This window comes from Azoarcus sp. KH32C, assembly GCF_000349945.1.
GTDB lineage: Bacteria > Pseudomonadota > Gammaproteobacteria > Burkholderiales > Rhodocyclaceae > Aromatoleum.
The window spans coordinates 579,571-605,761 of the sequence record NC_020548.1; the positions used below are offsets into that span (position 1 = coordinate 579,571).

Below are 26,191 nucleotides of genomic sequence, written 5' to 3' on the forward strand. Positions count from 1 at the left end.
GATGGGTTGACCGGTGCTTCCCGAAGTCTGACGCCAACCCTCTGTCCGCTGCATTGTAAAAAGGAACAGCGATGGAAACGAAACAGGAATTGACCGAGCTCCCACATTCGCAGAAGCGGTCGCTGGGCGCGGGAACGTTGACTGCGGTCTGCGTAGGGGTCGCAGTATCACAACTTGCGTTGGTCGGTGTCCTGCAAGGGGTAGGAGTGGCAGGCGGCGAGCCATTATGGCTGATCGGGATTGCCTTTGCCTGCGCCTACCTCCTGGCGATCAGCTACGCCCTGACCTTTTCGGAACTCGCGTTGATGATGCCATCTAGCGGGGGATTGAGCACCTATACCGAAGTTGCAATAGGCAACTTCCCGGCGCTAATGGCGACCTTCTCGGGGTATGTGGTCGTCAACATTTTTGGAATTCCTGCCGAATTAATGCTTTTTGACAGCGTTGTGCGCGAGGTTGGGGGTATCGATTTGCCACCCAAGGTGATCGCCCTGACGCTACTGCTTGTCCTAGCACTTCTCAATATTAGGGGTACCGACGTGTTTGCGGCGCTGCAAAACAGCACCTCCGTGATCAAAGGTGGGCTGATCTTCGTCAGCGGGCTGGCAATGTTCTGGCTCGCCCCTAGCGATACGACGCCCGGCATTGCCGGGCAGCAGGCGGCGCTTCATGCGCCAGCCGCCAGCTTCGGCATGGTGGTCGGGCTATTCTTCTGGTGCCTGGTTGGTGCCGAATTCGTTTGTCCGATGATCGGCGAAGTGAAGAATCCGCGACGGGACATCCCTGGCGCCATGATCTGCGGGATTACGGTCCTGGCGATACTGTACGGGCTCTACTCCTTAACCGCGAGGCAGTTGCTCCCGCCCGAACTGCTGACCTCCAGCAAATATCCGCACCTTGACTACGCTCGTTTTGTCTTCGGAAGAGTTGGGGCGGTAGTACTCCTGCTGACTGCAATTACGGCAACGGTCGGATTGGTCAACGCGGTTCTAGGCGGCATCTCACGGATGCTGCAGGGGATGGCGGAGAACGGTCAGGCCTTCGGATTCCTGGCAAAACGGCATCCTCGCCATGATTCGCCGTGGGCGGCCATTGTGGCCATAACAGTCGCCTTTGGAACGCCGATCCTGCTCATGGATGATCGTCCTGAGACGATCATGAATCTGGTAATTGCTGCGTCGATCGCGTGGCTGATCGCCTATATCGTCGCACATATCAACCTTATAGTTCTACGCTGGCGCTATCCTCAGGCGAAACGCCCTTTCCGCTCGCCTCTGTTTCCGCTTCCTCAAGTAGTCGGTATCGGCGGAATGGTCTATGTCATTTCCAGCAGCCCGAGCGAAGCCGTGGTGATCGCCGGCTACGTTCTAGGCTCGGTTGGCGTTGCCTCGGCGCTATGGACGCGCCTTGTGATGAAGCGGGGCTTGTTCGTCCCGGAGCCACTCTCGGCCGTTTCGTGAACGATGCTTGCGTGACCGAGATTGCATTGCGTTTTCCTTAACAGGTGAGCGCGAAGTGATGCAGATTTCCATTGCTGCGATTTCATATTTCCGAACAGGAGCGAGAACAACAAGTCGCCTCGAATTACATCAAATTGCGCCAAAAGAAAACTGTAACTTGCCAAGTTTGCGCTGCATGAATTTTAGAAGCCAGAGTCTATTGAGATTCCAAACAGTTTTCCGACCAACTCTGTTCGGTTTCGGATATTGGTTTTGCGAAAGATATTCAACATATGACTCTTGACCGTCGGTAACGATATATTTAACTCCTGGCAAATTTGCTTGTTGCTAAGTCCGATGACGACCAGTTGTATCAGCCGAGCCTCTCGCGGCGTCACCAGAGGGAATCGTTCTGCTATGACCTCGACACCTGTCAGATGCTTGGGTAGCACTTGTGACATTGTGAAATCGCCGAGGATTCTCAATGCGTTAGCTCGCGTTACGTCGTCCTCCGAGAAGCGGGGCGAATCATCGCGACGAATCAGGGAAACGCCCATGAAGATGCCTGAATCGGACTGCACGAATATCTCCATTGCATCAACTATGCGATGCTTCGTCATGAACTTCGATCTATACTCCAGATGTTCCGCGGAGCAAAGAGACAGCTCTTCATTTAGACGGGCGACAAACAATTTGTGAGAAATGCAATGCCGAGGAGAAAGCGGGTCCAATTGTGCGAAGTTTTTCTCGTAATCACACCGTTCGGCATTATTTGTACTGCAAGCCAGAAAATGCTTTATCTTCAGTTCTGGGCCAACAACGTAGGTCACCCAGCCGGTGCTAGGAATTAGCTTCTGCGCACAGATGGCGAAGGTTTCGGCGAACCGTGACAGAGTTTCTTCGCCGGCACCTGCTTCTTCGCATTCTTGTCGGTCCATGGTCAGTTCTCATCTCCTGATACAGAGCAAGCGGCTTCCATTAAATGTTACCGCGTTGATCGGTTGGACACTCTGGAAGCTCTCGATCCGAAGGTATTACACGCTCGATTTCTAGCGAAGTAAATGACGCTGCTACCTAAAAGCAACACGTTAAGTTACCGGCTAGAGCGCAGCAGAGGGTTTCTTTTTCTGCACCGCCATCGTCGCGTTGACGCCGCAGGACAGCGGAACGCTCTATGAAGCCCGCGTCGTGCACGGCACAACTGAGGACTGTCAGCGGCATGCGGCGATGGGCTTCGAGGAAGGCTGGGGTAAGGCGCTCGACCAACTGATCGAATTCGTGAAATCGCGCCGACAACAATGACATCCGCGTGACCAAGGCGGACGGGGTGTCGCCCGGTCAGCCTTTTCGGTTGAAACGCTCCGAATAGGCGACCACCACGCCCGACGCCACGATGATCGACATCCCGATCAGCGACAAGCGGTCGGGGAAATCGCCGAACACGAGCCAGCCGAGGAGCGTCGCCCAGACGAGCTGCGCGTAGGTGAAGGGGCCCAGCGTTGTGGCCGGCGCCGCCCGCAGCGCGAGGATCATCAGGAAGTGGCCGCTCGCGGCGAGCACGCCGAGCGAACCGACGAGCAGCCAGTCGCGCAGGTCGAACGCGCCGGGCACCCAGAACCGCGGCAGCAGCACACAGGTCACGGCGGCGCCGATCAGTGCCGGATAGAAGAGCTGGGTCGCGGAGCGATCGACGGCCGCGAGCTTGCGCGTGAGGATCTGGTAGACCGCGTAGCAGCATGCGCCGAGCAGCACGAAGACAACGCCGATGTTGAAGGCGTCGCCGGTCGGGCGCGCGATCAGCAGCACGCCGCCGAAGCCGACCGCGACCGGTATCCAGCGCCACGCGGCCATCTTCTCGCCGAGAAAGCTCACCGCAAGGATCGACACGAGAAAGGGCGTGACGAAGACGAGCGCGGTGACTTCGGCGAGCGGCATGTGCTGGAAGGCGCTGACGATCGCGCCCGTCGTGCCGGCGAGCGTCAGGCCGCGCACGACCTGCAGGCCCGGGCGCGCGCTCTTGAACAGCGCCGTGCCGTAGCGCGGGAGAAAGACCGCGAGCGTGATCACGAAGTGCGCAAAATAACGCCCCCATACGACGACCGCGACGTGGTGGCGCGACGCGAGCGTCTTCGAGACGGTGTCGAGCAAGGCGAAGAGCGCAAGCGCGCCCATCATGTAGAGGATTCCGCGGACGGCGTGATGGGCGGGCGAGGCGTTCATGCGGGAAAGACTCTCGTTGGATTCAAACGACAATGGGCCGTACGGGATGGAGTCCCGTCGGCCCAACTTTTATTTCCGGTTCCTTACCGCGCCGCGTTTCAGCCGCGCTCCGCCGCAAGCGCCTGACTCAGTTCCGGCACCAGCTGGAACAGGTCGCCGACGAGACCGTAGTCGGCAACCTGGAAGATCGGCGCCTCCTCGTCCTTGTTGATCGCGACGATCACCTTGCTGTCCTTCATGCCGGCGAGGTGCTGGATAGCGCCGGAGATGCCGACCGCGAGGTAGAGTTCGGGGGCGACGATCTTACCAGTCTGCCCGACCTGCAGCTCGTTCGACACATAGCCCGCGTCAACGGCGGCGCGCGAGGCGCCGACGGCGGCATTCAGCGTGTCGGCGAGCGGTTCGAGCGTCCGCGCGAAGTTTTCGGCCGAAGCGAGTCCGCGTCCGCCGGAGACGATGACGCGCGCGCCGGTCAATTCGGGGCGCGCCGACTGCGCGAGCTGCTGGCCGACGACCTTCGACTTGTTGCGGTCGCCGGTCGGGGCGATGGCTTCCACCGGCGCCGCATTGCCACCCGCTGCCACCGCCGCGAAGGCCGTCGCGCGCACCGACAGCACGCGCACGCGCTCGGCGCAGCGGACCTTCGCGAGCAGGCTGCCCGCATAGATCGGGCGGACGAAGGTATCGCCGTCCATGACGTCGACGATCTCGCTCACCATGCCGACGTCGAGCAGCGCCGCGACGCGCGGCAGCAGGTTCTTGCCGGCGGCGGATGCGATCGCGAGTACGTGCGTATAGCCCTTGCCGGCAAGCTGCACGACGAGCGGGGCGACGTTTTCCGCGCCGAAATGGGCGTATTCGGGCGCCTCACTCGTTAGCACGCGCGTGACGCCGGGATAGGCGCGGGCCTGCTCGGCCACGGAGGCGATACCCGCGGCACCCACGACGAGCAGATCGATCTCGCCGCCGATCTTTTGTGCGGCGGCGACGAGGTTGGCGGTCATCGGCGACAGCGCGCCGCCGGTCTGTTCTGCAATGATCAGGCTTTTCATTTCGATCCTCTCCGGCGCGTCACAGCACGCGGGCCTCAATCTTGAGCTTCTGCACCAGTTCGGCGACCGAACCGACCTTGATGCCGCCCTTGCGCTCGGGCGGCGTGAAGACTTCGAGCGTGGCGACGCGCGGGGCGACGTCGACGCCGAGCTCGGCGGCCTTCAGCGTGTCGAGCGGCTTCTTCTTCGCCTTCATGATGTTCGGCAGCGTCGCGTAGCGCGGCTCGTTCAGACGCAGGTCCGCACTGACGACGGCCGGCAGCGCGAGTTGGACGGTTTCAAGGCCGCCATCGATTTCGCGCGTGACTTCGATGTTGCTGCCCGCCACCGCCACCTTCGACGCATAGGTGGCCTGCCCCCAGTCGAGCAGCGCGGCGAGCATCTGCGCGGTCTGATTGGAGTCGTCGTCGATCGCCTGCTTGCCGCAGATGACGAGCTGCGCGCCTTCCTTCTCGGCGACGACCTTCAGCAGCTTCGCCACCGCCAGCGACTGCAACTCGGCATCGGTTTCAATGAGGATCGCCCGATCGGCGCCCATTGCGAGCGCCGTGCGCAGCGTCTCCTGGCAGACGGCGGCACCGCAGGACACGGCGACGACCTCGGTCGCGACCCCCGCCTCCTTCAGGCGCACCGCCTCCTCGACGGCGATCTCGTCGAAGGGGTTCATCGACATCTTCACGTTCGCGAGCTCGACCCCCGAGCCGTCGGACTTCGGGCGGACCTTGATGTTGTAGTCGGCGACCCGTTTGACCGGAACCAGTACTTTCATTCGTGCTATCTCCTCTTATTCCTTGAAGTGTTCGCCGTTCATGACCTTGGGCGGCCGCGGCATCAGCGGTGTGAAGCCCATGCGGTCGAGGATGTCCCGCTGCAGATCGACGCCCGGGGCGATTTCTTCGAGCACGACACCCTCCTTCGTCAGCCGGAACATGGCGCGTTCGGTGATGTAGAGCACCTCCTGCCCGCGCACGACCGCCTGCGGCCCGGAGAAGGTGATCTGGTCGACGTCGGCGACGAGCTTCGGAACGTCGCCATTGCGCTCGACGACGAGTTCGCCGTGGCCAGTCGTGATCTTCGAGCCCTTGGTGTCGAAGTTGCCGCAGAACACCACCTTGCGCGCGTTCTGCGCGATGTCGATGAAGCCGCCGGGGCCGACCGTCAGGCCGCCGAGCTTGGACGCATTGACGTTGCCGTGCCGGTCGAACTCGCCGAAGCCCAGGAAGGCGATGTCGAGCCCGCCGCCCGAGTAGAAGTCGAACTGCGAGGGCGCGTCGATCATCGCGGAGGCGTTCCTCGCGAAACCGAACAGCATGCCGTCGAGGAGCGTGCCGCCGTAGGTGCCGTGCTCGATCGTCTGGTAATAGCGGTCGAGGTCACCGCGGGCGGCAACGAGCTTTGCAACGGCGTCCGGCACGCCGACGCCATAATTGATCACCGCGCCGTCGCGCAGCTCTTCCGCCGCGCGGCGGGCGGTTGCCTGGCGCACCGTCAGAGGCTGCGCGGATTCAACCGGCACCGGCCCGCGCCGTTCGCCCGAGATTGTCGGGTCATAGACGATGTCGTAGCTCTGCGATTGCGACGGATCGACGACGACCGCATCGACGAGCGCCCCCGGAATGCGCACCGAGCGCGCGGGCAGCGTGCCGACGTCGACGGCCGTGCGTACCTGCGCGATGACCTTGCCGCCCGAGTTGTGCGCGGCGAGCGCGACCGCATAGGCATCGAGGTTCGCCGGCTCCTGGTCCAGCGAAATGTTGCCGTGCGCGTCGGCATACGAGCCGCGGATGATCGCGACGTTGACCGGGAAGGGCTTGTAGCGGAGGTATTCCTTACCCCCCAGCTCGACGACTTCGACGAGGTCTTCCTTCGCGGCCTTGTTCATCCTGCCGCCGCCGAGGCGCGGATCGACGAAGGTGCCCAGCCCGACGTGGGTCAGCAGACCAGGGCGCCCCGCGCCGATCTCGCGAAAGAGCTGCGCGATCACGCCGCCGGGCAACACGTAGGCTTCGATCTTCTCGTCGCGCGCCAGCTCCTGCATGCGCGGCGACCACACCCAGTGACCGCCGATCACGCGTTTGACCATACCCTCGTAGGCAAAGCAGTTCATGCCGCGGCTCTTCTTGTCGCCGATGCCGAGGGCGTGGACCACGGTCAGATTGCGCGGCTGCGCGGTGTCAAGAAAGCGCTTTTCGAGCGCCGCGAAGATGCACGAAGCTTCGACGAGGCCGCCACCACCGCCGATCAGGCCGACGGTGTCGCCGTCCCGGACGAGCGCGACGGCATCGGCCGCGCTCATGAATTTATTGATTGCCATGGCTGTTCTCTTCTACCGATCGGATCAGACGGTGCCGTACAACGCTTCGCCGTGCTTCATGGCGCTGCGCGCGACGACCGTACGGTGGATCTCGGAGGTGCCGTCGAAGATGCGGTAGATGCGCGCGTCGCGGTACATGCGCTCGATCGGCAGATCCGCGCAGTAGCCCATGCCGCCGTACACCTGCACCGCACGGTCGGCCACGCGGCCGAGCACTTCGGCGACGTAGAACTTGGCCATCGAGATCTTGTCGCGGGCGTCGACGCCGTGGTCGATGTCGTTCGCGGCGTCCAACACCAGCATGCGCGACGCGTTGATCTCGACCACGCTGTCCGCGATCATCTGCTGGATCATCTGGAAGTCGCCGATCGGCTTGCCGAACTGCTTGCGCTCCTGCGCGTAGGAGATCATCAGGTTCAGCAGTCGCACGGACTTGCCGACGGCTCGCGCACAGACTTGCGCGAGGCGCACGCGGCCGAGCGTCTGCAGGATCAGCTTGAAGCCGTTGCCTTCACCGCCGAGAAGATTCTCCGGGCCGACCGGGACTTCGTCGAAGGCCAGTTCGACGTGGCTCGTACCCGTCAGCCCCATCATCTTCTGGTCGCGGCCGATCACGAAACCCGGCGTGCCCTTGTCGACGAGGAAGAGCGAGATGCCCTTCGCGCCCGCAGTCGGGTCGGTGACGGCGGAGACGACGAAGAAGTCCGAGAATTCGCCGTCGCTGATGAAATGCTTGCCGCCACTGATCTTCCAGCCGCCCTTGCCGTCCGCAACCGCGCGAGTCTTGATCGCCGCCGCGTCTGAGCCGGCGTTCGGCTCGGTGATCGCGATCGAGCAGGTGCGCTCGCCGCGCACGGTAGGCAGCAGCCAGCGTTCGCGCTGGGCAGCGTCGCATTTGAGCAGCACTTCATAGACGTTGCCGAAGGCGCGGCGGATCAGGATGTCCTTCGCGTGGCCGAACTGTTCCTCGACGAGCATCGTGTCGACCGCCGACAAGCCACCGCCGCCGAATTCCTCGGGGATGTTCATCGCGTACATGCCATTCGCCTGCGACTTCTCGAACAGGGCGCGGGCCTTCTCGGGTGCGAGGCGCCCGCTTTCCTCGATTTCGTCTTCAAGCGGCAGCAGCTCGTTTTCGACGAAGCGACGAACGGTATCGACGAGCATCTTCTGCTCTGAAGTCAGGTTCAGATCCATTGCGTGTCTCCAGGGGATGTCCCGGACCGCGAATGCGGCCCGGTGTGCGGTGAGGTAGCGCGTCAGGCGGCGCGCGAAGTGCCGGTCGCAGACTGCGCCGCGGCCGGGTTGATGCTCGCGAGGTATTCGGAAAGGGGGCTCACGGCGGAGAGCTCTTCAGCCGCGGCGAAAAGCTCGGGCACCAGCGCGTCCATCGCGGCCTCGGTGAGGCGCACCGTCGGCCCGGCGATGCTGATCACGCCGGTGACGCGCCCCGAATGCGGGTCGCGAACCGTCACCGCCATCGAGGACATGCCCGGCGCCCAGGTTTCGACCATCCGGGCGTGGCCTCGCTCGCGTGCAGCGGCGACGTGGGCCATGACTTCCGGAATCGACTTCGGCACATTCGCACCGCGCTCTTCAGGCAGCGTGAATCCCTGCTTGGCGACGAGTTCGATCGCTTCGTTCTCGGGCAGCGTCGAAAGCCAGATGATGCCGCTCGATGCGCAATACAGCGCCACCTCCCCGCCCATGTCCTGATCGAAACGCAGGCCGCTACGCGCACCTTGGGCCTTCGCGACGAAGGGCAGGCGGCGGTTGTCGACGACGGCGAGTCGCACGAGCTCGCCGCTGACGGCGGCCAAGCGGTTCAGCACCGGCTGCACGATCTCGACGATACCGCTGGAGCCCAGCTGTTTGAAGCCGAGCGACATCAGCCGGGTCGTCAGCAGGTAGCGCGCGGAATCCTCGTCCTGCACCACGTAGCGCATCTGCGCCAGTTCAGCGAGCAGCCGATGCGCCCCACTCTTCGGCATCCCCAGCCGATCGGCGATTTCCTGCAGCGGCAGGCCACGCGGATGCTCGACCAGCAGTTCGAGCGCCCCCAGCGCACGGGCCAAAAGACTTCCTGCCATGATGCACCTCTAAAAAACTTGAACTTGGTTCAACTTTAGAATTCAATTCAGCTTGTGTCAAGACGAAAATCTGCTGTTCGCAATTCGGTTCTATAAATATCGCTTTAATCGGGAAATATCGTTGCGTTTACTAAAACCGTGTTCTATATTTTCCTCATCATTGAATTGAACGGTCGCACGGTCGAGCGTGTAGCCGGCTCCGGATTCCGGAACCGACCCCGCAACATCCGCCAGGAAATAGGCCCGAAAAGGGCTTTAATGAAGCATTCCCGGCGAACCGGTGCAGCCGCTCCCCTGTCTTGACTATCGGAGGCTCTCCAACATGGCTCACCAGTTCTCCCTCGCCCACCTCTCGGTCCTCACCACGTCCCCGACGGAGATGGTCGAGATCGCCGCGAAGACGGGTTACGACTTCGTCAGCTTCCGGCTGACGGCTGTGACCGCGACCGAACATGTCTTTGCGCTGCAGAACGACCGCGCGATGATGAACGAGGTGAAAGCGCGCCTTGCCGCGACGGGCGTGCGCGTGCTGGATATCGAGCTGTGCCGCATGCCGGCCGAGATCGAGCCGGAAACCTATATCCCGGTGCTCGAAGCGGCCGCCGAACTGGGGGCGCGCCACATCCTCGCGCAGCTGCCGGACGCGGATCGCGAACGCGCCACGGAGCGCTTTGCCCGGCTGTGCGACCTCGCTCTGCCCTACAAGCTGACCGTCGACCTCGAATATCCGAGCTGGACCGAAACGCCGAACCTCGCATCGGCTGCGGCCGTGGTGCGCGCCGTCAATCGCCCCAACGCCGGCATCCTCGTCGACACCCTGCACTTCGATCGCGCCCGCGACAGCGTCGACGAGCTCGCCAGGCTCCCCGCCGAGTGGTTCCACTTCGCCCAGGTCTGCGATGCGCCGGCCGAGATCCCGGCGACCGTCGACGGCCTGATCCATACCGCGCGCAGCGAACGCAACTTCCTCGGCGAAGGTGGCATCGACATCCGCAAGATCCTCGACGCGATGCCCGAGATGCCCTACTCGCTCGAAATCCCGACCGATACGCTCGCGCTGACCGTCTCCGCCGAAGAACGCGCCCGCCGCTCGATCCGCGCCGCCGAGGCCTATCTCGACGGGCTGCATGGCGAGTTCCTCAGAAAGTCGGCCTGACCCTTAGCTCACCCTTTGCCCTTCGCGCGGACTTCGGCACTTCCTCCTCCCTCGCCGTTGTCCGCGCATCTCCCCCGCTGATCCTCGTGCCGGAATCACAAGCCGCGACTGAGCTCCCACCCGACACACCGACGCCTTCGCTCGGTGAACTGTTCGCTGCGTGCTCCCGCGTCGGCTTGTCGGGCTTCGGCGGAGTGCTGCCGCTGCTGCGCCACCTCCTCGTCGAGGAACGCCGCCTGATGAGCGGCGCCGACTTCAATGCCTTGCTCGGGCTATGCCAGTTCCTCCCCGGCTCTAACGTCGTCAACCTCGCCGTCTGCGTCGGCGCGCGCTTTCATGGTGTCCGCGGCGCGCTCGTGGCGACCGCCGGCCTGCTCGTCGGCCCCTTCCTCGTGATGATGGCGCTGGCGACGGCTTACGGTTTATGGGGTAATCTCCCGGTCGTGCAGGACATGTTGCGAGGCATCGCCGCGGCCGGTGCGGGGCTCCTCTTCGCGACCGCTCTGAAGATGGCGCGCAACGTGCCGGAACGTTGGATCTACCTGCCTTTCTCGGCGCTCGTCCTCGTCGCGCTGGTCGTGTGGCGCCTGCCGCTGCCGCCGCTGATGCTGGCACTGCTCGGCATCACCGGCCTGATCGCCTACCGTCGCCGATCCCGATGATCGCGCTGCTGGCCGACCTCTTCCTGCAGTTGAGCATCCTGACCGTCGTCGCCTTCGGCGGCATCACGGCGATGCTGCCCGAGCTGCACCGCCTCGTCGTCGAGCAACGCCACTGGATGGACGACACGACTTTCGCCCACCTCTTCGCGATCGCGCAGGCGGCCCCCGGGCCGAACCTGCTCGTCGTGTCGCTGATCGGCTGGAAGGTCGCGGGGATCGCCGGCGCGATCGTCGCCACGCTCGCCATCAGCCTGCCGATGAGCGTCGTGATCTTCTTCCTGTTCCGCCACTGGGAACGTTTTCGCGACGCCCCGTGGCGCGACGCGATCCAGACCGGAGTCGCGCCGCTCGCGGTCGGTCTCGTCTGCGCGAGCGGCTGGATGATCGCGGCGTCGGCCGGACTCGACGCGCGAGGAGTCGCGCTCACCGCAGTCTGCACGGCACTGATGCTCACGCGCCGCTGGCATCCGCTGTGGTACATCGGCGCCGGCGCCGCGGCCGGAGCGTTCGGGCTTGTGTAAGCCGCGCTCTGCTTGCTGCGCGGAAACCACACCCCTCTGCCTACATGGATTTCCCGCCTGCAGACCAGTGTTATGCTCCACAGAACCGCCTTCTGCGGGCCGTTAATGGATTGAGTACATGCTGGACGTCTTCAGGATCACCGTCCCCGCCTTCCTGATCATCGCGCTCGGCTTCGCCGCAGTCCGCGGAGGCCTCTTCGACAAGGCCGAGACGCGCGTGCTCGGCAAGTTCGCGGTCAACATCGCGCTTCCGGCGATGCTGCTGAAAGTGCTGACCGAACGCCCCTTCGTCGAGATCCTGAACGTCAGCTATCTCTCCGCCTACGCGGCGGGCTCCATCGCAGCGTTCGCCGCTGGGATCGCCTACGCGCATCGGGTGCAAAAGCGCCCGTTTCAGGCGAGCGTCGTGTACGGCATGGGCGTGTCACAGTCGAACAGCGCGTTCATCGGCTATCCGATCGTGGCGCAGGTCGTCGGTGCGCCCGCCGGCATCGCGCTCGCGCTGTGCTTCGTCGTCGAGAACCTGTTGATCATGCCGCTCACGTTGGCGCTCGCCGAAAGCAGTGGCGGCAACGGAGAGAAGATCCACAGGGTCGTCATCGGCACGTTCTCGCGGTTGGCCAAGAATCCGCTGATCATCGCGATCGTTGTCGGCTTCACTCTTTCGCTGATGGGAATCCGCCTCCCGTCCGCCGTCGCGCGCGCCACCGAGATACTGTCGGCCTCCGCCGGGGGCGTGGCGCTCTTCGTCATCGGCGGCACGCTGGTCGGCATCAAGGTGCGCGGCATGCGGCGCCAGATGGCGCAGATCGTCGTCGGGAAGCTCGTGTTCCATCCGCTCTTCGTGCTCATCGCGCTGGCGCTGGTGCCGCCGCTCGCCCCCGAGCTGCGCATCGCGGCAATCTGCTTCGCGTGCATGCCGATGGCGAGCATGTTCCCGATCATCGCGCAGAAATTCGGACAAGAGGAATTGCCCGCCGCGGCGCTGATGGCGGCGACGATCACCTCCTTCTTCTCGGTCAGCGCGGTGATCTGGATGCTGGGGCCGAAGCTCGGCTGAGCGCAAACTCGACGCGGAACCATGGTTGCATGCCGTCTTCTTGGAGTCGGCCTGGCAAACACTTCTTCGCCGAATAACCGACCCCGGTACGGTCCTCGTTGATGAATGGCCAGGACTCGTCGCCGCTGTCGGTGCGCAACACAATCCTGATTCTTGCCACCCTGCGCTGATTGAGAGTCTCCCCGATCCGCCCCCGCCTATGCCGTATGCGAGCAGCACAGCCCGTCCCTCAAATTACCTTTGATTGACCGTCAGGGAACGCTGCACTGCAGATCTGACCCACGCCCAACCCTCAATCTCTTGCCTCGCCACCGCGGCAGGGGGACTCTTTTGCATATTTACACACCATTATCGATGACGTTAGACTATGATAATCAAGGCCATGCAGCGTCGGCTGGGTCATTCTCGCCACGTTCCGTAGATGTGTCGGGCTAACGCTGATAATGGCGCTCCCGCCGCCCATATTCATACATACAGACGCGTAGCCGTATCCTGAACGGATCGCAAGGCAGCCCGATGGAGAAGTCATTTGCTTGATCGGGCCCCAGGGGAAATCAAGAGTGAGACAAACTGTTCAATGCGGACTAATCTTGGAACGAACATTAATTATTCAATTCGGATTCATGACGATGTTATCCGCAACTGCCGTCCATGGTGCGGAATGTGACAGACTGCCCTACCAAAATCAGTGTCAAGGATCAAATTTATGGCCTACTCCAGATGGGTGGAGCCCGGACTCCAATGGAGATTGTCAGCCGGAACCCAGTCTGACGGTTCATCCATTAGATGCGCAAATAATAGTTGTCGGTTTCTGGGACGTAAATAATTACCGATTCTTTGGCAATGATTATGTTGGAGCGATTAATTGGTGGTGTTCAACCTATCCTAATGCACTTGGCGGATTTGGCGTAAGAGCTACGGACTTTAGATTCGATACAACAAGTGGCGAATGGCGTTTTGAGTTCAGCGCATTTAAACCACCTAATTGCCCTGGCGCCGACTGGCCTACTTATACGGAGCCCAACAAGACTTCCGACTTTGACTCTGGCATGGGAGTGTCAAGGGACGGCTATTACACCTGCCCCGCGGGATCATATATGTGGGGCGGGCATACACAAATAGAGGGGAGTACAGTATACGTCGAGTACAAGAACTCGGCCTCGAGTCCAAGTGCAAAATATCTTGTTCAAGCTTGGGCCAACAATGGCAATGATCCGGAGGGGAATCCGTTGCCATACACCTGCGCCAAGTTGCTAAACTGGGGGAAAGGTGGTGTTGTCGTGTCGGGTTCATGGCCGCCGTCTCTGAAACCGTCCGACGGTAAATGTACCGCCCGAACTTTGCTGGATGGCACTCTGCAGTACGACCCCCTTGACCCGGACTGTTCAGTGTCGCAGCAATGCACCGTCCCCGACAAGCCTGAGAAGACTCTTGGCACCCCCGACACCTGCGTTGGCAATCCGGTCAATGTTGCCACCGGCAACAAATACCAGCGCGAAGCCGATTACGTTGGGATGAGCTCCTTCCCTCTTAGCCTGATTCGTCACTACAACAGCCAAGCTAATGTCGCAGGGGGCGCGGGCTATAACTGGAACCTCTTCCCCCGTCTTAGCTTCCTTTCCGGTACAACCTCGACGCTGACCTACCCTGACGGCCGTGTGATCGCCTTCAACCTTATTGGCGGCCAATGGCAGGCCGATGCCGATGTGCAAGAACGTCTTGCCCAGTCGGGGAGTGGCTGGCAAGTCACCTTCCCTGAAGGGAGAATCGAAGTATTCGATGACAATGGTATGTTCATTGCTTCTCGGCACATCAGCGGCCTTGGCTTCGCGGTTGCTTACCCAAGCGCTGCTAGGACCATCATTACCGACAGCTTCGGCCGCAGCCTGACACTCGATTTAGACGCCTTAGGCAGGCTCGATCATGTGACGGACCCGGCAGGCGGCGTTTATCGCTACACCTATGATGCCAACGGCAACCTCGCTACGGTGGCCTACCCTGACGACACCCCTGCAGACGACACCGACAACCCAGTCCGCACCCATCATTTCGAGGATGCCCGTTTCCCCCATGCACTGACCGGCATCAGCGACGAGATCGGCGAACGATACGCCACCTGGGACTATGACGACCAAGGCAGGGCGATTCTGTCGACTCATGCAGCCAATGCCAGCCGGGTAGGTCTGAATTACAACATGAACAGCAGCACGTCGGTCACCGATGCCCTGGGGACAGTCCGTAGCTACAGCTTCATCTCGGTTCTTGGCGTCCCCAGAAACAACGGAGTTTCGCAACCTGGTGGTCCGGGTTGCAACGCGTCGTCGTCGGCGCTCACATACGACGCGAACGGCAATGTCTCGAGCCGCAGCGACTTCAACAACCACAAGACCTGCTACAGGTATGACCTGGCTCGTAACCTAGAAACTGTCCGACTCGAAGGCCTGGACGGCGCTGCTACCTGCCCCTCGGACCTCGGCGCCGTCGCGCCCGCAGCGGGACAGCGAAAGGTGAGCACCCAGTGGCATCCCGCATGGCGCCTGGAAACCCGCCGCGCAGAGCCGAAGAAGATCACCACCTGGGTCTACAACGGTCAATCCGACCCTACAGCGGGAGGAGCCATCTTGAGCTGCGCCCCGGCCGACGCTTACGTGGTGGGCACCAGTTCGATCGCTGTGTTGTGCAAGAAGGTCGAACAACCGACCGTCGACGCCACCGGCGCAGCGGGCTTCTCGGCCGCCGCCGATGGAGGCGCCCGGGTGTGGGCCTACACCTACGATCGCTATGGCCACGTACTCAACGCCAATGGCCCGCGCACCGACGTCTCCGATGTCACCACCTTTGAATACTGGCCTGCCGACGCCGTCTGCCCCGGAGCCGAGCAAGGCGCGGGTCTGGACAAGGGCTGTCGGGGCGAACTGAAGCGCATCACCAATGCCGTGGGCCATCGCATCGACTACCTCAAGTACAACGCCCACGGTCAAGTTCTACAAATGACCGATCCCAATGGCGTCTCCATCACTTTCACCTACGATCCGCGCCGACACCTGACCAGCAATACGGCGGATAGCAAGAGCACGACTTACGGCTATACGCCTTGGGGCGGCCTGGAACGGGTGACCCTGCCTGATGGCAGCTATACCATCTACACCTATGATCCGGCCCACCGCCTCACGGACATCGCCGACAACGTGGGCAACGTCACTCACTACACGCTGGATGCCGCCGGGAACGTCCTCGTGGCCGACACCAGCGACATCCAGGGGCGGCTGGCCCAACGCGACAAGACCGACTTTGACGCCTTGGGCAGGCAGTGGAAGCGTTACGACGCTCGCGGCTACATCACCGAAATGTGGCACGACGCGATGGGTGCCGCGAACAACTTGATCGACGCGAAGGGTCGTGCCACAACGTACACCCGCGACACTCTGGGCCGGCTAGCCGAACTCATTGATCCCCTTCCAACCCCTGGGCACACCAAGTTCGGTTGGGACGGGGCCCACCAATTGGTAAGCCTCACCGCTCCGAACGGTGCCCTGAACAGCTTCGCAGTGGATGGCCTAGGCCAGATGAAGCAGGAACAAAGCGCCGACCGTGGCACGCTCGCCGTCGCCTATGACGGCGCCGGCAACCTCAAGACGCGGCGGGATGCCAGTGGTCGTCAGAGCAACTATACGTACGATGCGGCCAACCGCCTCACCCAAGTCCAGCAGCTCTCCAGCAGTGGGCAGGTCGACGAAACGCTGACCTATACATGGGACGCGGCACCAGGGTGCACCTATGGTGTCGGACGACTGTGTCAGCTGAGTGATGGCGCGGGCAGCACCACCTACCGCTACGATCCGAAAGGCAACCTGCTCGGCACGACTCGGACCGAAGCGGGGTACAGCTACACCACCGCGTATACTCCCGACGCAGTCGGGCGTAACGTTGCTTTGATCACCCCCACTGGCGCGCTCCTCGACCGAGGACGCGATGCCGGCGGGCGCACCACTCGCCTCACCGCCACCGTGGGTAACACGACCCAGACCGTCGTTTCCGATATCGAATACGACGGCACCGGCCGCGTCACCAGCGAACTTCTTGCCGGCAAGCTCCTGACGCTCACGAGCTACGACACCGACGGCCGTCTGACCACCGACGACACCACCCCTCAGCAGCCCACGATCAACCTCTCCGTCGCCAAGCCCTATGTACGCCTTGGCGAGGGCTTGGAAATCACCGCTACCCTCAGCGTCCCCCAAGCCAGCGGCAGTATCGTCTTGTGTGAGGGCGATTGCTTGGACAGTCACCTCCTGGGCGAACAAACCGTCCTTAACGGCGTGGCTCCGTTCACCCTGACCAGCTTGAGCCGGGGCATCCATCGCCTTTGGGCTCGATATGTCGCCCAAGCACCCTTCGTCGATGCCACGTCGGCCCAACGCACCGTGTTCGTCGCCGTGCCTCCCTTCCTCCTGACCGAAACCCCCTGATCCACCGACCTGGAGATCTCACCCATGTCCCGACTGCTCCTCCGCCTGGCTTCCCCTCTGTTCGCGCTCCTCATGGCGACTCCAGCCGGCGCCGCCGTTCTTACTTGCAACGGCACCATCAACCAAGTGCGCCTCGTCACTGATGGCAGCTTGCAAGTCTTACCGAGCTGGCGCGGCGACTGGGTCAACCTGTGCAACATCAACACCATCTGGAAGAGCATCCCTCTCGAAGTTTGCAAGCGCCTCCATGCTTCGGCCCTGACCGCGCAAGCGACGCAAGGCACCACGTCCACGTACTATGCGAGCGCGACCGCTACGTCGTGCGGGACCATGGCCACCGGAACGACGGCCGACGCCCCAACCTCCTTTACAAATCAGTAGGGGCGTCTCGATGCAGTGCATCCGATCGTTCCTGCTCCCGGCCTACCTCATCGGCCTGCTTCCCATGCTCGCGGGGGCAGCTGGCACGTACCAGTATGATGAGTTGGGCAACCTTCAGGTCCTCACCACCACTACCGGCGTTCACACTTACACCTACGATGAAATTAACCGCCTGGACCAGGAAAGCGGGCCGACTGGGGCCCGAGATCATGTTTACGACGCGAACGGTAATCGCAGCACAGATGGTGTCGGCACTACCGCCACCTACGCCCCCAACAGCGATCGCCTAGCCACTGTAAACGGCACCACGGTAAGCCTGGATGCCGCGGGCAACATACTGTCGGATGGAGTCAATACCTACACTTGGGATGGTGCCGCCCGCTTGAAGACGGTAAGTCGCGGCAACAAACTGTGGGTCACCTATTACTATGACTACAAGAGCCGCAGGACGCGCAAGGAGACGACGTCCCGAGCACCGCAAGGGGCCCAAGTGGTGGTCTACCATTACGATCTGGAAGATCGCCTGCTGGCTGAAACCCTGGCTGACGGCACGCCGCTCAAAACCTACGTCTGGGACGATGGACGCCTCCTGGCGCAGTTGGACCACGCCACCACTCCGCCCACGCTGCTGACTTTCGATACCGACCACCTCGGCACCCCGCGCACCGCCCGAACCAGCACCGGCACCGTGGTTTGGCGCTGGGACTCCGATGGCTACGGCACGACGCTACCCAATGAGGACCCGGACGGCGACGGCAAAAAAACGGTCATCAACCTTCGCTTCCCCGGCCAGTACTTTGACCAAGAGTCGGGTCTGCATTACAACTGGCATCGGTATTATTCGCCCAAGTTGGGGAGGTATCTCAGCGCGGATCCGATTGGGGTGGCGGGAGGTCCCAATATGTACCTCTATGTCAGGGGAAGTCCAACCAAATACGTTGATCCTGCTGGATTGGATAGAGAAGTTATTTTCTGGAGTCCGTTGCCGCACCCTGGTTCAATCTTTGGCCACGTTTCATCGCGAGGCGGAAATGGAGAAAACCAGTCTTTTGGCCCTGACGGCTGGGATAAGACTTATCCAGCCGCCGATCAATACATCGATCGCCAAACCACGAATAACAAGCGTACCGGGTTGGGGGTGGTCGTTGAACTCAATAAAGATCAGGATGCTCAGTACGACCAATGCATGTCCAATGCAAAGTCAACAATGTCGGGAGACGACTATAACGGTCTGACAAACTGTTCATCGCCATCTCAAGCTTGCCTCATTCAGGCTGGGATCCCCATTTCACCTTCAATTTTGCCTGGATCGTATCAGCAAGATCTGCTGAATAGCGGTTCCGTGAAGTCCATCAACTGGTATGGATCAAGGAAGTGAAAACAAAAACTCTCGTCATCCTCGCCCTCCTGACTACGCTCGTTTCGTTGTATGTTGGAGCAGGGTTTGACATTCAGGTAAATGCTCAAGTCCCCATTTACATTTCACGGGAGAACATCCCGTTGGCAGAGAGGCCCTTGCTGACCCAACTAAACCCTGGCGACCATGTACTGTCACTGGGATGCTTCGATAACAAATCGGACATTTTTTTTCATGTTGCCCTTCCAGACGACAGGGCGGGGTACCTCTACGATTTCAAGTTCGGCGCCAGTAAGCGGTTAATTCCAACCGTTATAGGTCTCAGGCATTTTCTGGCAGATCCAATCGCGAGTCTGCAATGTCTTATTATGATACCGGAGTACTCTGTCGAATTACGCAAGTAGGAATTTATCTCTAAACGTATGCAATCCGGACTGGCGCAGCCATTTCCAATCGCCTTTCGACATTTAGTGAATAACGAGATGGTGGCCAGTCATTTTTTGATACTCATGCTGCTTTCCGTCAGTGCATGCGATACTGATACAATGAGAAACGAGGCGAACAACAAGTCCGAATACTCGATTCTTCAGGCATACGAATACGAGTACCGGGAGGAAAAAAACGATATGAATCGCCCCGGGTTTCGCGGAGGCTCCAACTCTTGAGAAGATGGAGCCATGAAGAAGACGACGAAGTTCTCCCCCGAAGTGCGCGAGCGGGCCGTGCGCATGGTGTTCGAGCAGCGCGACCAGCATGGATCACAGTGGGCGGCGATCGAATCGATCGCGGCCAAGATCGGTTGCAGCGCGCAGACGCTGTCGAACTGGGTGCGCCGGTACGAGCGGGACACCGGGCAGCGTGATGGGGTCAGCACTGCAGAGGCGGCCCGCATCAAGGAGCTCGAGCGCGAGGTCCGCGAGCTGAAGAAGGCCAACGAGATTCTGCGCCTTGCCAGCGCGTATTTCGCGCAGGCGGAGCTCGACCGCCGCAACAAGTGATGAACAGTTTCATCGACACGCACCGCGAGCGCTTCGGGGTCGAGCCGATCTGCAGGGTGCTGCAGGTTGCCCCGTCGGCCTATCGTCGCGCGGTAGCCCGTCGGCGTGATCCCGCCTTGCGCTGTCTGCGAGCCCGTCGCGACGAGGTGCTGGAGGGGCACATCGAGCGGATCTGGGAGGCGAATCTGCAGGTGTATGGAGCGCGCAAGGTATGGCGGCAGTTGCAGCGGGAAGGCGTCGAGGTCGCCCGCTGCACGGTTGAACGGCTGATGCGTGCCCAGGGTTTGCGCGGTGCAATGCGCGGAAAGGCGCTGCGGACCACCCGCCCGGATTCGATTGCGCCGTGTCCGCTCGATCGCGTCAATCGCCAGTTCGTCGCCCAGCGCCCAAACCAATTGTGGGTGTCCGACTTTACGTATGTCTCGACCTGGCAGGGGTTCGTGTACGTCGCCTTTGTGGTCGACGTCTTCGCCCGCTACATCGTGGGTTGGCGCGTCAGTCGATCCATGCAGACCGAGTTCGTCCTCGACGCCCTGGAGCAGGCCCTGTGGGCTCGTCAGCCTGAACGTAATGCCTTGGTCCATCACAGCGATCGCGGTTCCCAGTACGTCTCGATCCGATACAGCGAACGTTTGGCAGAAGCGGGCATCGAGCCGTCGGTCGGCAGCCGTGGTGATAGCTACGACAATGCCCTGGCCGAAACCATCAACGGCCTGTACAAGGCCGAAGTCATCCACCGGCGAGGGCCTTGGAAGAGCGTTGAAGCGGTCGAGTTGGCCACCCTCGAATGGGTCTCATGGTTCAACCATCACCGCTTGCTTGAGCCGATCGGGTACATTCCTCCCGCCGAAGCCGAGGCAAACTACTACCGCAACCTCAGCGAGCAGGCGGTCGCCGCCTGACTCAAACAAAACGGCCTCCGCGAAACCCGGGGCGATTCAATAAGCCGTATTTACTATTCAAGAATGCCTTGAAATCAGACGCCACGGTCGTTGCATTCCCGATTAGAGGCAAAGCAACGGGATATGTTGTGATACTGGCCCGCACGGAGGGGATGCCGATCGTCAAAGCTATGACCGACGTCGATTTTGTGGTCACGCGTACTACATTCGATGAAGTGAGGGCCGTAACTCCCTTGTCGAAGGAAGTTGAGCAATTTATTGCGACTCACGTTCAACAATGAATCTGATCTTGAGAACGGCACGTCGAAATATACTGCTCCCGATTCCACTGACACCTACGACGCCACTCAGACGAGTGCATCCCAAAGCAATTTCACGCCGGATACGCCGAGCATCACCGTCGCGAACACGAAGAACACCCGCTCGGGGATGCGCGCCAGCGCCTTCAGGCCGATCCACACGCCGACCGGCGCCATGGGCGCAAGCAGCAGCGACACCTTCAGCGTCTCCCACGAGAAGAGGCCGAGCGCGATGTAGGGCACGATCTTCACCGCATTCACCGCGGTGAAGAAGATCACCGTCGTCGCGACGAAAGTGCCTTTCGGCAGGTTGCGATTCAGCAGATAGACCAGCAGCGGCGGCGAGCCGGCGTGCGCGATTGTGCTCGTGAAACCCGACACCGCGCCCCAGAAGAGGCCGGTTCCCTTGCCCGGCGGCCCTTCCATTTTCAGCCGCGCCCGCAAACCAAAGATGCGGTCGAGCGAGAACAGCACGGCGATGCCCCCGACGCAGCCCTTCACCGCCTTCTCGGGCATCCAGCCGAAGACCAGCGAGCCGATCAGCATCCCGAGCGCCGCCGCCGGCAGCAGCAGGCGGATCTCCTCCTTGTCCCACTTGCCCCAGTAGGCGCGGATGCCGATCCAGTCGATGAAGCACAAGAGCGGCAGCATCACCGCCGCGGCCTGGCCGGGTGTGATCCACAGCGACATGAAGGGCACGGCGAGGCCTCCGAAGGCGCCGCCGAGGCCGGACTTGGAGATGCCGGTGAGCAGCACGGCGATGCCGGCGACGATCCAGCCAACGGTGTCGAAAGTCATCGGGTATCCGGAAAAAGCAAAAGCCGCATCGAGCCGTCGGGCCGGATGCGGCGGAGTCGTGAGCAGAGCGGCATTCTAGATGAGGCGCGCTCCGCCGGATGTTACGGGTTGAGCGAGCGCTGCAGCACTTCCAGCACCTTGCGCAGGTCCTCGATCGGCACCTGGCCCGGCGCGGAGGCCTTCTGGCCGACGGCGAAGCTCACCGACGAACCGAACACCCAGCCGAAGAGGCGCGATAGCGAACCGTAGGCGCCCATCGACATGCTGATGATCGGCAGCGAGATCGCCTTCTGCCCTTGCAGCGTCGCCTGCAGCACCGTCAGCACGTCCTCGAGGCCTTGCGGCATCACCGCGACCTTCGCGACGTCGGCACCAGCCTTCTCCATCGCGACGAACTTCGCGACGATTTCCTCGGCCGACGGCGTCTTCTGGAAGTTGTGGAAGGAGGCGATCAGCTTCGTGCCGGTCTCGCGCGCGAGTTCCACGGCGGCCGCGAAGTGCTTCGGCTCGCACGAGAGTTCGTAGTCGAGGAAATCGACCGAGCCCGAACGCGCGACCGCGCGGTACATATCAAGCACCTGCTCTTCGGAAATCCCGATCGTCTCGCCACCTTCGCGGATCGAACGGCGCGTGAAGATGATCGGGATGCCGGCCGCACTCTTGCGGATCTCCTCGGCAAGCGCCACGACGCGACCGCTGTCCGAGATGCCGCCGAAGAAGTCGACGCGCCATTCGAGCAGATCGGGCTTCTTCGCGACGATCGCGTCGAGCTCGCCGAGCACGCCGGCCTCGTCACGGCCGACGAGCGGCGCGCAGACCAGCGGCTCCTTGCCGCCGGCGATGGGTTGGCCTTTCACTTCCAGGGGACGGGTCATTGCCATGAATCGATTCCTCTCATTAATCCTGATAGCCGACGAGCTTGCGGATGCCGTCGGAGGTATAGCCCTCGTAGCCGAACAGCGAAAGATACAGCGGCGCCATCTCGATGAACATCTCCCGCCCCATATGAATCGTGCAGCCGCGCTCGCGGGCCGCGAGCAGCAGCGGGGTGTAATCGATCTTCATGATGACGTCGGCGACCACGGTGCGCGCCGCAACGCGCTCGACCGGGATCGGCAGCGGATCGGTTTCCTTCAGCCCGAGTGGCGTGGCGTTGACGACGAGATCGTAGCCTTCGGGGGCGTTGGTCGCGACAAAAGCGTCACGGCAGATGCCGAAGCTTGCGAGCCGGCCTGCGAGTTTGCCGGCGCTGTCGGTGTTGATGTCGCTGACGCCGACCGCGCTTGCTCCCGCCTGGCCGAGCGCGACGGCAATCGCCGCACCGACGCCGCCTGAGCCGACGACCAGGCAGCGCATGCCCTTCGGGTCGATGCCGGCGCGATTCAAGCCGCGCACGAAGCCGACGCCGTCGAAGAGGTCGCCGAAGAGCGTGCCGTCGGCGCGCTTGACGATCGCGTTGCACGCGCCGGCCGCCTTCACCGTTGCACTCGCCTCGTCGAGGAAGTCGACACAGGCCGGCTTGTGCGGGATCGTGACCATCGCGCCGCGCACGTTGGAAACGGCAAAAAGCGCCGGACCGACTCTTGTGAAGTCGGCCGGCGCGATTTCCAGCGGCACCACCACCGCATCAATACCGATCGCGGCGAACAGCTTGTTATAGAGGATCGGCGCCTTCACCTGGCCGACGGGATAGCCGATGACCGGGTAAAGGAGCGTCGAACCGGTGATCGACAGCGGGTTCTGTCCTGCATTGCCCATGGAAGCTTCCTTCTCTTGTTCGATGCTTGAAAACGCTGTCTGTTGGGGTTGGGGGTAAGCTTAGTCCGTGCTCACGTGCGACACCTTCGCGTTCGGCGAGTAGATGTCGAGGATGTTCCAGTGGCCGGTCGTCGGCACCGGGTTGTTCTTCATCGCGACGTCGATCACGAAAGGCTTGTTCGACTTCACCGCCTGCGCGAGCACTTCCTTGAACTGCGCTGCCGATTCGATCTTCACGCCTTCCGCGCCGTAGGCACGCGCCACCGCCGCGAAGTCCGCTTGGTAGGGCTCGCCGTCCTTACGGAACAGCGTGCCGGTCGTCGTGCCGTAGTGCGCCTTCTGCAGGCCGGCGATCGTGCCGAATGCGAAGTTGTTCATGATCACCCACACGACCGGGATGTTCTCCTCGACCGCGGTCGCGAGCACCGCCGGGTTCTGGCCGAAGCCGCCGTCACCGACCAGCGACACGACCACACGATCCGGGAACGCGACCTTCGCGCCGAGCGCAGCCGGGGCGCCGAAGCCCATCGTGCAGTAGCCGCCCGGAGTCAGGATCGAGCCCGGCGTGAAGATCGGGAACTGCTGGCCGACGCCGTTCTTGTTCCAGCCTACGTCGGTCGTGATGAAGGCATCGCGCGGGAGCACTTCGCGGACCACCGACAGGATGCGCTCGGGCATCATCGGGAAGCAGTCGTCCTGCACGAACTTCTGGTTGCCGGCGACGAAGGTCTCGCGGAACGCGGCGATTTCCTTGCGCAGCGCATCGTTCTTGCGGCCTTCCGGCAGCATCTCGCGGGCGACGCGGTTCAGCACCGTCAGCGCGTTCTTCAGGTCGGTCACGACGCCGATCTCGACCGGATAGTTGCGGCCGATCTCGTTCGAATCGATGTCGATGTGGATCAGCTTGGTCGGCGGGAAGCTGAAGGTGAACTCGTTTTCCCACGAGCTGCAGTCCGCTTCCGAGAAGCGCGTGCCGAGGCCGATGATCCAGTCCGCGTTGCGGCACTTGTCGTTCACCAGCTTCGTACCCCAGAAGCCGGTCATGCCCAGCACCAGTTCATGGTCGTCCGGCAGCACGCCCTTGCCCATCAGCGAATGCGCGACCGGCAGCGACAGGTGGTCGGCGAAGGCGCGCAGTTCTTCCGCCGCATCGGCCAGGATCACGCCGCCGCCGGCGTAGATCACCGGGCTCTTCGCGTCGAGCAGCGCCTGCACGATCTTCTTCGCGGTCACGTCGTCGATCGAGGGCTTCTGCACCGCCTTCGTGTGATGACGCAGGCGGGTGAAGAGCGAGACGTCGATCTCACGCGAGAAGATGTCCATCGGCACATTCACCAGCACCGGGCCGGGACGGCCGCTTTCGGCGAGCTGGAAGGCCTTCTCGAGGATCTCGGGGAAGAGTTCCGGCGTATCGACACGCCAGGCACGCTTCACGAAGGGACGGTAGATCTCCCACTGCGACGCGTCCGCGTGCAGGTTGATTTCCTGGTGCGGGTGCTTGCCGTAGTAGTAGCTCGGGATGTCGCCGGCGATCACGACCATCGGGATCGAGTCGAGCGCAGCATTCGCGACGCCGGTCGCGGCGTTCGTGAGGCCCGGCCCAAGGTGGGACAGCATGACCGAGGCCTTCTTCGTCGCACGGGCATAGCCGTCGGCGGCGTGCGCGGCGATCTGTTCGTGGCGCGTGTTGATGAAGCGGATCTTGCTGTTTTCCAGCGCGGTGAGCACCGCGATGTTGGTGTGGCCGCACAGGCCGAAGATGTGCTCGACGCCGCGGTCTTCGAGGTAGCGGACGAGCTGGTGGGAAATCAGTTGCTTCATTTGGCGTCGCCTCCAGATATGAATGTGAGTGCCGTATCGATTGCGAAGCCGGGGCTACGCCTGATTCTTCCCGGGTACGGCACGGCGCGCCGGTCCCGCATAGGTATAAGGAATGTTCTTGGGCATCGGGCCCTTGATGCGCCCGCCCTGCTGCGACTGCTCCCACGCGTGGGCGAGGATGCCGACCGAGCGCGACAGGATGAAAAGCCCGCGCCCGAGCTCGGGCGCAAAGCCCAGCTCCGCGTAGATCACGGCCGTCGCGCCGTCGATGTTCATCGGAATGCGCTTGCCCTTGCGGCGTTCGAGGATCGCTTCGACCGTCTGGCCGATCTGCGAATACAGCCCGGCGACGACACCTTTTGCACGCGCTTCTTCGACCATCGCGAGGAGCTTGCCGGAGCGCGGATCGATCGGATGGAAGCGGTGGCCGAAGCCGGGGATCACCTTGCCGTTTTCTGCAATATAGGCATCGAGTGCAGCTTCCACCGCGGCTTCGAGCGAAGTGCCCTGCTCGATGCGCTTCGCCGCATCGGCGTAGAGTTCCATGCACTGCTGACCCGCGCCGCCGTGGATGCCGGCGAGCACATTCACCGCCGAGGCCATCGCGTTGTTGAGTTCGACGCCGCAGGTCATCGCCATGCGCGAGATCGCGATCGACGGCGCGTGCGGGCCGTGATCGACCGCCGACACCAGCGCCGCTTCCAGCAGACGCGACTGCTCGGCATTGGGCAAATCGCCACGCACCATCAGCCAGATCATCTGCGGGAAACTGACGTTGCCAATCAGCTCCTCGATCGGGTAGCCGCGCATCGCGATCTTGCCCGGCTCGATGTCGATGATTTCGGTGGTCCACCACGCCTGTGCGTCGCGGACGATGTCGTCGGCACTCTTCAT

Annotated in this window: 22 protein-coding genes and 1 other annotated feature; of the genes, 10 read left to right on the forward strand and 12 right to left on the reverse strand. The window is 62.1% G+C overall.

Annotated elements, in window-relative coordinates:
* The first annotated feature begins 71 nt into the window (after positions 1-71).
* Complete coding sequence (locus AZKH_RS25400) at positions 72-1,460, forward strand: APC family permease (protein ID WP_015452180.1); 1,389 nt, start codon at positions 72-74, stop codon at positions 1,458-1,460.
* Between the two features lie 182 nt (positions 1,461-1,642).
* On the opposite strand, the gene AZKH_RS25405 is transcribed toward AZKH_RS25400, so the two are convergent.
* Positions 1,643-2,377: a LuxR C-terminal-related transcriptional regulator gene (locus AZKH_RS25405; protein ID WP_015452181.1), complete on the reverse strand. Its 735-nt coding sequence runs from the start codon at positions 2,375-2,377 to the stop codon at positions 1,643-1,645.
* 199 nt (positions 2,378-2,576) lie between these two features.
* Between AZKH_RS25405 and AZKH_RS27815 the strand changes: the two genes are divergently transcribed.
* On the forward strand, positions 2,577-2,741 hold the full coding sequence (locus AZKH_RS27815) for an SRPBCC domain-containing protein (protein ID WP_255345817.1): 165 nt from the start codon (positions 2,577-2,579) through the stop codon (positions 2,739-2,741).
* 36 nt (positions 2,742-2,777) lie between these two features.
* Here the strand turns inward: AZKH_RS27815 and AZKH_RS25415 are convergent, their stop codons facing one another.
* The 6 genes from AZKH_RS25415 to AZKH_RS25440 form a co-directional block, all read right to left on the reverse strand.
* A complete protein-coding gene (locus AZKH_RS25415; RefSeq protein ID WP_015452182.1) occupies positions 2,778-3,659 on the reverse strand; it encodes a DMT family transporter in 882 nt (293 codons plus the stop codon).
* 98 nt (positions 3,660-3,757) lie between these two features.
* Positions 3,758-4,711 (reverse strand): electron transfer flavoprotein subunit alpha/FixB family protein, encoded by a 954-nt coding sequence (locus AZKH_RS25420; protein ID WP_015452183.1) that lies wholly within the window; start codon positions 4,709-4,711, stop codon positions 3,758-3,760.
* Between the two features lie 19 nt (positions 4,712-4,730).
* On the reverse strand, positions 4,731-5,480 hold the full coding sequence (locus AZKH_RS25425) for an electron transfer flavoprotein subunit beta/FixA family protein (protein ID WP_015452184.1): 750 nt from the start codon (positions 5,478-5,480) through the stop codon (positions 4,731-4,733).
* A gap of 15 nt (positions 5,481-5,495) precedes the next feature.
* Positions 5,496-7,025, reverse strand: coding sequence for an acyl CoA:acetate/3-ketoacid CoA transferase (locus AZKH_RS25430; RefSeq protein ID WP_015452185.1), 1,530 nt, complete (start codon positions 7,023-7,025; stop codon positions 5,496-5,498).
* A 24-nt stretch (positions 7,026-7,049) separates the two neighbouring features.
* The gene (locus AZKH_RS25435; RefSeq protein WP_015452186.1) at positions 7,050-8,222 is read right to left on the reverse strand and encodes an acyl-CoA dehydrogenase family protein; all 1,173 of its coding nucleotides are present in this window, start codon (positions 8,220-8,222) and stop codon (positions 7,050-7,052) included.
* Between the two features lie 62 nt (positions 8,223-8,284).
* Positions 8,285-9,115: an IclR family transcriptional regulator gene (locus AZKH_RS25440; protein WP_041657966.1), complete on the reverse strand. Its 831-nt coding sequence runs from the start codon at positions 9,113-9,115 to the stop codon at positions 8,285-8,287.
* 322 nt (positions 9,116-9,437) lie between these two features.
* Here AZKH_RS25440 and AZKH_RS25445 point away from each other — a divergent pair, with 322 nt between their 5' ends.
* From AZKH_RS25445 to AZKH_RS25495, 8 genes are all read left to right on the forward strand, one after another.
* A complete protein-coding gene (locus AZKH_RS25445) occupies positions 9,438-10,271 on the forward strand; it encodes a sugar phosphate isomerase/epimerase (RefSeq protein ID WP_015452188.1) in 834 nt (277 codons plus the stop codon).
* 86 nt (positions 10,272-10,357) lie between these two features.
* The gene (locus AZKH_RS25450) at positions 10,358-10,933 is read left to right on the forward strand and encodes a chromate transporter (protein WP_015452189.1); all 576 of its coding nucleotides are present in this window, start codon (positions 10,358-10,360) and stop codon (positions 10,931-10,933) included.
* A complete protein-coding gene (locus tag AZKH_RS25455) occupies positions 10,930-11,454 on the forward strand; it encodes a chromate transporter (RefSeq protein WP_015452190.1) in 525 nt (174 codons plus the stop codon). Before AZKH_RS25450 ends, AZKH_RS25455 begins: the two co-directional genes overlap by 4 nt.
* A 118-nt stretch (positions 11,455-11,572) precedes the next feature.
* Entirely contained in the window at positions 11,573-12,514 is a 942-nt protein-coding gene (locus AZKH_RS25460; protein ID WP_015452191.1) for an AEC family transporter, read from the forward strand.
* 1,388 nt (positions 12,515-13,902) lie between these two features.
* Positions 13,903-16,983 (forward strand): DUF6531 domain-containing protein, encoded by a 3,081-nt coding sequence (locus tag AZKH_RS26525; RefSeq protein WP_172642521.1) that lies wholly within the window; start codon positions 13,903-13,905, stop codon positions 16,981-16,983.
* A gap of 24 nt (positions 16,984-17,007) precedes the next feature.
* The gene (locus AZKH_RS25470) at positions 17,008-17,364 is read left to right on the forward strand and encodes a hypothetical protein (RefSeq protein ID WP_015452193.1); all 357 of its coding nucleotides are present in this window, start codon (positions 17,008-17,010) and stop codon (positions 17,362-17,364) included.
* A gap of 10 nt (positions 17,365-17,374) precedes the next feature.
* Complete coding sequence (locus AZKH_RS25475) at positions 17,375-18,742, forward strand: RHS repeat-associated core domain-containing protein (RefSeq protein WP_015452194.1); 1,368 nt, start codon at positions 17,375-17,377, stop codon at positions 18,740-18,742.
* A gap of 656 nt (positions 18,743-19,398) precedes the next feature.
* A protein-coding gene (locus AZKH_RS25495; RefSeq protein WP_156822060.1) for an IS3 family transposase occupies positions 19,399-20,621 on the forward strand; the annotation gives its coding sequence in 2 pieces (ribosomal slippage) (positions 19,399-19,681 and positions 19,681-20,621; 1,224 coding nt in all).
* Positions 19,677-19,793, forward strand: a sequence feature (AL1L pseudoknot). Its footprint overlaps the gene before it by 117 nt.
* Positions 20,622-20,968: 347 nt before the next feature.
* On the opposite strand, the gene AZKH_RS25500 is transcribed toward AZKH_RS25495, so the two are convergent.
* From AZKH_RS25500 to AZKH_RS25520, 5 genes are all read right to left on the reverse strand, one after another.
* Positions 20,969-21,718, reverse strand: coding sequence for a sulfite exporter TauE/SafE family protein (locus tag AZKH_RS25500; RefSeq protein ID WP_015452195.1), 750 nt, complete (start codon positions 21,716-21,718; stop codon positions 20,969-20,971).
* 101 nt (positions 21,719-21,819) lie between these two features.
* The gene (aroD, locus tag AZKH_RS25505; RefSeq protein WP_015452196.1) at positions 21,820-22,599 is read right to left on the reverse strand and encodes a type I 3-dehydroquinate dehydratase; all 780 of its coding nucleotides are present in this window, start codon (positions 22,597-22,599) and stop codon (positions 21,820-21,822) included.
* Positions 22,600-22,615: 16 nt separating this feature from the next.
* Positions 22,616-23,476: a shikimate dehydrogenase gene (locus AZKH_RS25510; protein ID WP_015452197.1), complete on the reverse strand. Its 861-nt coding sequence runs from the start codon at positions 23,474-23,476 to the stop codon at positions 22,616-22,618.
* Positions 23,477-23,536: 60 nt separating this feature from the next.
* Entirely contained in the window at positions 23,537-25,297 is a 1,761-nt protein-coding gene (locus AZKH_RS25515) for a thiamine pyrophosphate-binding protein (RefSeq protein WP_015452198.1), read from the reverse strand.
* Positions 25,298-25,351: 54 nt separating this feature from the next.
* On the reverse strand, positions 25,352-26,191 hold the full coding sequence (locus AZKH_RS25520) for a citryl-CoA lyase (RefSeq protein ID WP_015452199.1): 840 nt from the start codon (positions 26,189-26,191) through the stop codon (positions 25,352-25,354).

Coding starts and splice junctions, on each gene's coding strand:
- AZKH_RS25420 (WP_015452183.1), bottom strand. CDS start 4,711: ATGAAAAGCCTGATCATTGCAGAACAGACCGGCGGCGCGCTGTCGCCG.
- AZKH_RS25500 (WP_015452195.1), bottom strand. CDS start 21,718: ATGACTTTCGACACCGTTGGCTGGATCGTCGCCGGCATCGCCGTGCTG.
- AZKH_RS25475 (WP_015452194.1), top strand. CDS start 17,375: ATGCAGTGCATCCGATCGTTCCTGCTCCCGGCCTACCTCATCGGCCTG.
- AZKH_RS25430 (WP_015452185.1), bottom strand. CDS start 7,025: ATGGCAATCAATAAATTCATGAGCGCGGCCGATGCCGTCGCGCTCGTC.
- AZKH_RS25460 (WP_015452191.1), top strand. CDS start 11,573: ATGCTGGACGTCTTCAGGATCACCGTCCCCGCCTTCCTGATCATCGCG.
- AZKH_RS25415 (WP_015452182.1), bottom strand. CDS start 3,659: ATGAACGCCTCGCCCGCCCATCACGCCGTCCGCGGAATCCTCTACATG.
- AZKH_RS25510 (WP_015452197.1), bottom strand. CDS start 23,476: ATGGGCAATGCAGGACAGAACCCGCTGTCGATCACCGGTTCGACGCTC.
- AZKH_RS25455 (WP_015452190.1), top strand. CDS start 10,930: ATGATCGCGCTGCTGGCCGACCTCTTCCTGCAGTTGAGCATCCTGACC.
- AZKH_RS25445 (WP_015452188.1), top strand. CDS start 9,438: ATGGCTCACCAGTTCTCCCTCGCCCACCTCTCGGTCCTCACCACGTCC.
- aroD (WP_015452196.1), bottom strand. CDS start 22,599: ATGGCAATGACCCGTCCCCTGGAAGTGAAAGGCCAACCCATCGCCGGC.
- AZKH_RS25400 (WP_015452180.1), top strand. CDS start 72: ATGGAAACGAAACAGGAATTGACCGAGCTCCCACATTCGCAGAAGCGG.
- AZKH_RS25405 (WP_015452181.1), bottom strand. CDS start 2,377: ATGGACCGACAAGAATGCGAAGAAGCAGGTGCCGGCGAAGAAACTCTG.
- AZKH_RS25440 (WP_041657966.1), bottom strand. CDS start 9,115: ATGGCAGGAAGTCTTTTGGCCCGTGCGCTGGGGGCGCTCGAACTGCTG.
- AZKH_RS25515 (WP_015452198.1), bottom strand. CDS start 25,297: ATGAAGCAACTGATTTCCCACCAGCTCGTCCGCTACCTCGAAGACCGC.
- AZKH_RS25520 (WP_015452199.1), bottom strand. CDS start 26,191: ATGAAGAGTGCCGACGACATCGTCCGCGACGCACAGGCGTGGTGGACC.
- AZKH_RS25435 (WP_015452186.1), bottom strand. CDS start 8,222: ATGGATCTGAACCTGACTTCAGAGCAGAAGATGCTCGTCGATACCGTT.
- AZKH_RS25470 (WP_015452193.1), top strand. CDS start 17,008: ATGTCCCGACTGCTCCTCCGCCTGGCTTCCCCTCTGTTCGCGCTCCTC.
- AZKH_RS25425 (WP_015452184.1), bottom strand. CDS start 5,480: ATGAAAGTACTGGTTCCGGTCAAACGGGTCGCCGACTACAACATCAAG.